This is a genomic window from Maribacter sp. 4U21 (assembly GCF_002742365.1).
In the GTDB taxonomy this organism is placed as follows: domain Bacteria; phylum Bacteroidota; class Bacteroidia; order Flavobacteriales; family Flavobacteriaceae; genus Maribacter.
The window spans coordinates 26,170-34,101 of record NZ_MDGN01000066.1 but is presented as its reverse complement, the minus strand read 5'-3'; the positions used below and the strand labels follow the sequence as shown (position 1 = coordinate 34,101).

The window sequence follows — 7,932 nt, the reverse complement described above, 5'->3', positions numbered from 1 at the left end:
AATGGAAGGGGTACAGGCCCATCGCAAAGGTCTACGATATAAACCAGATAGAAAGCGCTAAGGGGGCCAACTTCAAGGCGCTGCATACCATGATACACCAGATAAAGTCCTGGATTAGAACGACCTATTCATGGGTGAGCGACTTTCATATCAACAGGTATTTCAACGAGTTCTGCTTCAGGATAAACCGCTCCCAAAGCAAGGCGACCGTATTCAACAACCTGATAACTAAAATGGTCGGAAAAGAAAAAGTATACCGGTCCAAACTAATATGCAGTTAACTACTGACCTCTATTTAAATTTATTTACCTAATAATTAATATTAAAGGATGAAGCCTATTACTTGGATTTTAGCGATGTTGACCTTATTCTTCGCAGCCCTCTGTTATTATTTGCTGTTTTATGCAGATGCGGGACCAGATGGCTTGGGAACCTTCTTTTCCATTATTATCTGCGGGATACTTTGTTTGGGATGTTTTGCTGCCTTCGTCTTACAATTGTGGTCTATTAAAGGAGTACAGACTATGTATAAGCTTGCATTTATGGCTGCGATATCCTTGCCGATCTTTTTCATTTTGTGGAAAGTTTTTTATCCCAAAGAGTTTGAAGTAGAAGTAAGGCATGAGGTTGAAGTTTTAGAATAGGTTTTATAGGGCATCCATTTTTTTCCTGATTTCCTCCAGACACAAATTGCCCAAACTGCCCTCGTGTGTATGTTCAATATCACGCTTTGGGGAGAAAGTCCCAGCTTCTATTTCCTGCCCCATTTTTTTGTACGCATCGCGAAACGGCATTCCGTTTTGTACCAATTCATTTAATGTGTCCACACTAAAGAGGTAATCGTATTTTGGGTCTTCTAGAATGCCGTCATTCACCTTTATCTCCTTTAAACTGAAGGTTAGAATCTCTAAGCATGCCTTCATGTCCTGTATTGCAGGAACAATAATTTCCTTCACCAATTGCAAATCTCGGTGGTAACCACTTGGCAGATTATTGATAACCAGTGTTAGTTGGTTGGGGATGGCCTGTAGTTTACTGCATTTACCTCTTACCAGTTCAAAAACATCCGGATTCTTTTTATGCGGCATTATGCTGGACCCCGTGGTTAATTCATTGGGAAACGAAATAAAGTTGAAGTTCTGACTCATATATAAACAAATATCCATGGCCATTTTAGAGAGGGTCGCGGCAATGTTCGCCATTCCGAATGCGGTAGCTTTTTCTACTTTTCCCCTTCCCATTTGGGCGGCTACTACATTATATTTCATGTATTTAAAACCCATTTCTTCTGTGGTAAATGTTCTGTCCACGGGAAAAGAACTTCCGTAACCGGCCGCACTACCCAAAGGATTCTGGTCCGCTACTTTATACGCTGCATCAATGAAATATAAATCATCAATCAAACTTTCCGCATAGGCAGAAAACCACAAGCCAAAAGAAGAAGGCATGGCAATTTGTAAATGGGTATAACCAGGTAAAAGTACTTTTTTATGACGCTCCGCAAGCAGCATCAGTACATCGAACAAATCTTTAGTTTGTGCTTTTATTTCTGAAAGTTCATCCTTTAAATACAAATGCATCGCCACCAAAACTTGGTCATTTCTAGAACGTGCGGTATGTATTTTCTTGCCAGTATCTCCTAACTTTTCCGTTAATAGATATTCAATTTTGGAGTGCATATCCTCAAAAGAGTCTTCTATGACGAACTCATTTTTTTCGATGGAAATTCCAATAAGATGCAGTTCATTAACCAAGTCGTTGGTTTCTTTATCTGATAACAAGCCAATTTTTCCCAACATTTTGGCATGAGCTTTTGAGGCAATGACATCATACTTTGCCAAGTGTAAATCTAACGCCCTATCATTACCAACAGTAAAATGGTCTATTTTTTTATCCGTGCTAAATCCCTTATCCCAGAGTTTCATAGTATTTTATTTTCGTTTATATAAGTTCTCGACTGCGCTCGGAATGGCAGTTGAACTTTTCATAGGTCTACCAAGATATTCCCCTTTGGGGCTAGGGGGCTAAAAATCCTCCTAGTATTTTAATATACAAGTCGATACCTTCTTCAATTTCCGATATGTAAATATACTCATCTGCGGAATGGGAGCGCGTACTATCCCCTGGCCCTAATTTTAAGGACTGACAAGTCAGTGCCGCTTGGTCCGAAAGGGTAGGGGAACCGTAAGTGGTTCTACCCAAAGCAATACCCGATTGTACCAGAGGATGGTCTTTGTCAATTTTGGAGGAGTTTAGTTTTAACCCTCTCTCTTTAATTTCACAGGGAGCCTCGGATTTGAGTAAATCTGCGATTTCCTTATTAGAATAAGCATCGTTAACACGCACATCAACCACCAATGCTACTTGAGAAGGGACAACGTTGTGTTGACTGCCTGCATTGATTTGAGTGACCGTCATTTTAACATCACCCAGGGCTTCGGAGGTTTTATCGAATCTATAGTTCTCGAACCATTCCAAGACTTCAATAGTATTGTAAATAGCATTGTTATCATTAGGGTGTGCGGCGTGCGAGGGCGTTCCTTTTACAACGGCATCAAAAACGACCAAACCTTTTTCGGCAATAGCCAAGTTCATTAGCGTTGGTTCGCCAACGATGGCCACATCAATCTTAGGTAAACTAGGGAGCAATCCTCTTAAGCTATGTTTGCCGGCATTTTCCTCTTCCATGGAAGCTACCATCATAATATTATGGTTGAGGTCCTCTGATGCATAGAAATGGGTGAACGTAGCGATAAGCGATACCAAGCAGCCACCAGCATCGTTACTTCCTAATCCGTACAATTTACCATCCTCGATATGTGGATAAAAAGGGTCTTTGGTATAGGCTTGGTTAGGTTTTACGGTGTCGTGGTGCGAGTTCAGAAGCAGGGTTGGCTTTGCATCGTCCCAATGTTTGTTTTTAGCAAAGACATTATTATGAATACGTTCAAAGGGGATGTCAAAATTTCGGAACCAATTTTCTATGGCATCGGCTGTCTTGTCTTCTTCACCAGAGAACGATTCTATAGCAATCAATTTCATCAATAAATCAATGGCCTTTTGGGTCAAAGCTGTCTGTTCCATTTTATAAGGTAATCGTTGTAAAAAGTTCATTTTCTGAGTACAACATAGCGGGATGTCCGATACATACTTTACTCACATTTTTGTTCAAGGCATGAAAACAATTTTCCAGTTTGGGAAGCATCCCGTCCGCAATGATGTTGTCTTTTAAAAGCCGTTGGTATGTTCTCAAATCGATATGTTCTACGACGGAATCGTCATCTGCAACATCCATCAAAACCCCCTTCTTTTCAAAGCAGTAATAAAGGGTGGTTTCGTACAGTTCGCTCATACCAATGGCAAGTTCGGAGGCTATGGTGTCAGCGTTCGTATTCAATAATTGTCCGTTGCCATCATGGGTCATCGCACAAAATACTGGCGTTAAACCAGTATCTAAAAGTTTTGTGAGCATAGTACTATTTACACTATCAACATCGCCTACAAAACCAAAATCGATTTTTTTTACGGGACGTTTGTGTGCTTGGATGACATTACCATCAGCTCCACTCAATCCAATAGCATTACAATCGTTCGCTTGTAATTGCGCTACGATGTTCTTATTGGTTAATCCAGCGTAAACCATGGTGATGACCTCCAAAGTCTCAGCATCCGTGATACGCCTACCACCGACAATTTTGGATTCAACACCTAATTTGGTTGCCAATTGGGTGGCAAGTTTTCCACCTCCGTGGACTAAAATTTTGAGTCCGTCCAAGCCAGCAAAAAGTTGTAAGAACTTTGAAAGTTCCATTTTATTTTCGATGACATTACCACCGATTTTTATGACGGATAGTTTTTGCTTCATGAGTCCAAAATCTTTTTCAGCACTACCTGCGCTGCAAAGGTTCTATTGTTGGCCTGTTCAATAACCAACGACTGATTGCCGTCTAAAACGGCATCCTCAACCACTACATTTCTCCGAACGGGCAAACAATGCATAAATTTGGCACTTTCCAGTTTTTCCTGGGTCATCATCCAATTTGAATCTTGATTTAAAACTTTACCATAGTCCGAATAGCTGCTCCAGTTTTTTACGTAGATAAAGTCGGCATTTTCACAAGCCTTTTCCTGGTCGTACTCCACTTGAACGTTTTTGGTGATTTGAGGGTCCAGCTCATACCCTTCAGGATGTGTTATTACAAATTCCGCATCTTGCAAGTGCATCATTTCAACAAAGGAATTTGCTACTGCATGTGGTAATGCTTTTGGGTGTGGTGCCCAAGAAAGCACTACTTTCGGTTTTGCTTTCATGTTATGCTCTGCTAATGTTATAGCATCGGCCAACGCCTGTAGGGGATGCCCAACGGAACTTTCCATATTTACCACAGGGATAGATGCGTGTTTGACGAACCCATTCAAAACTACTTCTGCCTCGTCTTTTTCTTTATCGGTCAAAGATGCAAAAGCCCTAATTGCAACGATATCGCAGAACTGAGAAACTACCTTTGCCGCTTCTTTAATGTGTTCTGATTTTCCTTGGTCCATAACCGCCCCGTCATCAAATTCTAACTGCCAACCTTCACTTCCAAAATTCATTACCATGACTTCCATACCAAGATTCATAGCCGCTTTTTGAGTGCTTAAGCGCGTTCTTAAACTGTTGTTGAAGAACAATAGGCAAATAGTCTTTCCACGACCTAGGTTCTTGTGTGCAAACGGGTCTGTTTTAAGACTGCGAGCGTTGTTTACCCATTCAGAAAGATTATCAATATCGTTTACGGAAATATAATTTTTCATCAACTTAATATTTTGGTATGGCTAGAAACGCCTTGAAGCGCATCCGTTATAAAATTGTCATTTAATCCATTAATGATCCATGTTTCTAAGGCTGCCTCTTTAGCTATAGTTGCAGCCTGAATCTTGGAATGCATTCCACCGGTACCATGTGAAGATTTCGCCAAACTAATTTCATTCTTAAGATCATCAATGTTAGCAACTGTTGCAATGGTCATTGGATGCCCATTTTCTATAGAGGTTTTTTTGTATATGCCATCGGTGTTAGTGGCAATTAGTAGCAAGTCTACTTGCAACAAAGCAGCCGTTAAAGCAGCGAGCTTGTCGTTGTCCCCGAACTGAATTTCATCTGTAGAAACTGTATCATTTTCGTTAATAATGGGAATAAAATTGTTAGCGACCAAAACATTTATGGTGTTCTTGATATTCTCCTGCGATTCTGGTTTTTCAAAATCGGAATAGGATAACAAACACTGTGATGTAAATAAGCCCAGTTCCCTAAAATTTTCTTGAAAAATTCGCATTAAGTGAGGTTGACCAATAGCTGCTAATGCTTGCTTTACGTTAATTTCTTCTCCATTGTGTTCTAGCTTTACAAACTGTTTTGCAGCGGCAATAGCTCCGGAACTTACAATGATAAATTCATAATCATCCTTAAGCTTGGCAATCTGCCGACCAATATCCTCGATTTTTCCGCGGGATATTTGATTCGTTTCCTTTGTCAGGGTGTTGGAGCCGATTTTCAATAATATTCTTTTCTTAGCCATTGTTACCTCGTTTGTCCGTTACCCTTTACATACCATTTGTTGGTCACTAAATGTTGTAGGCCAATAGGTCCTCTTTGGTGCAATTTGTCCGTGCTAATGGCCAACTCACCCCCTAGTCCAAACTGCCCCCCGTCCGTAAAACGTGTAGAGGCATTATGATATACCGCAGCGCAATCCACGTTGCTCATAAAATTTGCTGCCGTCTCGTTGTTCGCTGTTATGATTGCTGCGGAGTGTCCACCGCTATAGGTGTTTATAAGTGCGATGGCTTCGTTGACGTCCGGAACCTGACCAATAACTATTTTATAGTCCAAGAATTCTTCATACCAAACCGATTCGTTTTCCATTTCGGTGGTGCCTTCCAATCCCTTTAATTTATGGTCCGTTAGCATGGTTACTTCATGTTTTTTTAACTGCTGTACCAAGAGTTGTAGAAACTCCTGTTTTCTTGGAAGGTCTCTAGCAATTAAAACCTTGTCTAGAGCATTACAGGCCGATATTTTTGTAGCCTTGGCATTAATAATTACATCCAAAGCCATTTGTAAATCGGCTTCGGCGGCAACATATACAAAATTGTTTCCACGTCCGCTTACGATAACCGGACAGGTAGCATGCTGTTTTACGAAAGCTATCAATTTTTCTCCACCCCTTGGAACAATTAAATCCAGCTTTTGTGAAGGCTTCTCCAGAAAGGCCTGCGTTTGAGTTCGGTCGAATTGTAGATAAGTCACCCAATCGGTAGCACAATTATGCTCTTGTAGCGCCCTATGCCATAGCTCCACTAATACCAAATTACTGTTCAGGGACTCCTTTCCTCCTTTTAATAAAATTTTATTCCCAGATTTAAATGCGATGCCCGCAGCTTCAATGGTAACATCGGGTCTGGACTCGTAGATAATAAGAATAGTGCCGAAAGGTGCTGTTTTATTACTAATGGTCATCCCGTTTTCATGCGTGGCGGCAAATCGTTCAATTCCTAAGGGGTCCGATTCTGCGGCCAATTGGCGCAAGGATAAAAGCATCCCGTCAATCTTCCTGCGGTCTACCATTAGTCTATCGCGCATAGAAATATCGTCACCGGAATAACTATTTAAATCGGTCTTGTTCGCAGCGAGAATAACTTCCTTGTTTTCTTCAATGAGTCCGGTCATTGAAATTAGGACGCCGTTTCGCTGTTCAATGTTAAGTTGCGTATTCACTAGAGTTCAGCTTTTAAGGCGTTGAAAAATATATCGATATGTGCCTTGGTAATATTAAGCGCAGGCAGAATGCGAAGCACGTGCTTGTCTTTAGCCCCACCCGTAAATAGTTTCTGATTGTAAATGAGTTTTTTTCGCAGTTCGGAAACTTCAAAACCGAATTCCAATCCTAACATCAATCCTCGTCCTTTAACCCGTTTCACTTGTGGAATCTCAGCTGCTTTTTTGTTGAAGTAGTCTCCCAGTGCTGCTGCATTTGCTATAAGATTATCCTTTTCTAAAACCTCTAATACGGCCATTGTGGCAACACAGGCGAGATGATTACCACCAAAGGTAGTACCCAAGAGACCATATTTTGCTTCGATGCTTTTATGAATAAGCACGCCACCTACGGGAAAACCATTTCCCATTCCTTTGGCTATGCTAATAATATCAGGTCGTATACTTCGGCTTCGCTCCGTATCCAGACTTGCATTTAGCGTAGTCGAAATGTGTTGTTGAAAACCAAAGAATTTTCCGCTTCTTCCAAAACCGGACTGCACCTCGTCCGCAATGAGAACAACACTATTTTTCTTGCACAGCTCCGCTATTTTCTGGTAGAATTCCGTAGTAGGCTCATCTAAACCGCCAACCCCTTGAATAGCTTCGATGATTACGCCACATACATCTCCTTTTTCAACTTCTGTCTTAAAGGAATCGATGTCGTTCAAAGGGAGAATGGTCACTTTTTGCTGTTTGTTCAAGGGAGCGTTGATAGCCACGTTATCCGTTGCGGCCACAGCCGCCGAGGTACGCCCGTGAAAACCATTTTTAAAAGCGATTATCCTCGATTTTCCTGTTTGGAAGGATGCCATTTTCAAGGCATTTTCATTAGCTTCCGCACCAGAATTACACAAGAACAAATTATAGTCTTCGCAGCCAGAAAGTTCTCCTAATTTGGTGGCAAGCGTTACTTGTAAAGGATTTTGAACGGCATTACTATAAAATCCTATTTTATCCAATTGGTCCTTTAAACGCTTAACATAGTGCGGATGTGCGTGTCCTATGGAAATTACAGCATGACCTCCATAGAAATCCAAATACTCTTGACCTTTGTCATCGGTAACCACAATTCCTTTTGCGGAAACGGGAGTCACGTCGTAGAGTGGATATACATCAAATAACTTCATCAT

Annotated in this window: 9 protein-coding genes; 2 read left to right on the top strand and 7 right to left on the bottom strand. The window is 41.1% G+C overall.

Annotation, left to right across the window (positions count from 1 at the left end):
• Together BFP77_RS13800 and BFP77_RS13795 are read left to right on the top strand one after the other, a co-directional pair.
• The coding region (locus BFP77_RS13800; RefSeq protein WP_143751840.1) for a transposase at window positions 1–281 on the top strand (281 nt) is incomplete at its 5' end.
• A 48-nt stretch (window positions 282–329) separates the two neighbouring features.
• Window positions 330–644, top strand: coding sequence for a hypothetical protein (locus BFP77_RS13795; RefSeq protein ID WP_099574608.1), 315 nt, complete (start codon window positions 330–332; stop codon window positions 642–644).
• A gap of 3 nt (window positions 645–647) precedes the next feature.
• Here BFP77_RS13795 and argH read toward each other — a convergent pair whose 3' ends face one another.
• The 7 genes from argH to BFP77_RS13760 form a co-directional block, all read right to left on the bottom strand.
• On the bottom strand, window positions 648–1,925 hold the full coding sequence (gene argH / locus BFP77_RS13790; protein ID WP_099574607.1) for an argininosuccinate lyase: 1,278 nt from the start codon (window positions 1,923–1,925) through the stop codon (window positions 648–650).
• A gap of 91 nt (window positions 1,926–2,016) precedes the next feature.
• Entirely contained in the window at window positions 2,017–3,084 is a 1,068-nt protein-coding gene (locus BFP77_RS13785; protein WP_099574606.1) for a M20 family metallo-hydrolase, read from the bottom strand.
• Between the two features lies 1 nt (window position 3,085).
• Window positions 3,086–3,865: an acetylglutamate kinase gene (argB, locus tag BFP77_RS13780; RefSeq protein WP_099574605.1), complete on the bottom strand. Its 780-nt coding sequence runs from the start codon at window positions 3,863–3,865 to the stop codon at window positions 3,086–3,088.
• Window positions 3,862–4,797 (bottom strand): acetylornithine carbamoyltransferase, encoded by a 936-nt coding sequence (locus BFP77_RS13775; RefSeq protein WP_099574604.1) that lies wholly within the window; start codon window positions 4,795–4,797, stop codon window positions 3,862–3,864. Before BFP77_RS13775 ends, argB begins: the two co-directional genes overlap by 4 nt.
• A complete protein-coding gene (gene proB, locus BFP77_RS13770; protein ID WP_099574603.1) occupies window positions 4,797–5,561 on the bottom strand; it encodes a glutamate 5-kinase in 765 nt (254 codons plus the stop codon). Before proB ends, BFP77_RS13775 begins: the two co-directional genes overlap by 1 nt.
• A 2-nt stretch (window positions 5,562–5,563) precedes the next feature.
• Window positions 5,564–6,760, bottom strand: a complete 1,197-nt coding sequence (locus tag BFP77_RS13765) for a glutamate-5-semialdehyde dehydrogenase (protein ID WP_099574602.1) — start codon at window positions 6,758–6,760, stop codon at window positions 5,564–5,566.
• A complete protein-coding gene (locus BFP77_RS13760) occupies window positions 6,760–7,929 on the bottom strand; it encodes an aspartate aminotransferase family protein (RefSeq protein ID WP_099574610.1) in 1,170 nt (389 codons plus the stop codon). The genes BFP77_RS13765 and BFP77_RS13760 overlap by 1 nt, the downstream gene beginning before the upstream one ends.
• Window positions 7,930–7,932 lie beyond the last annotated feature (3 nt).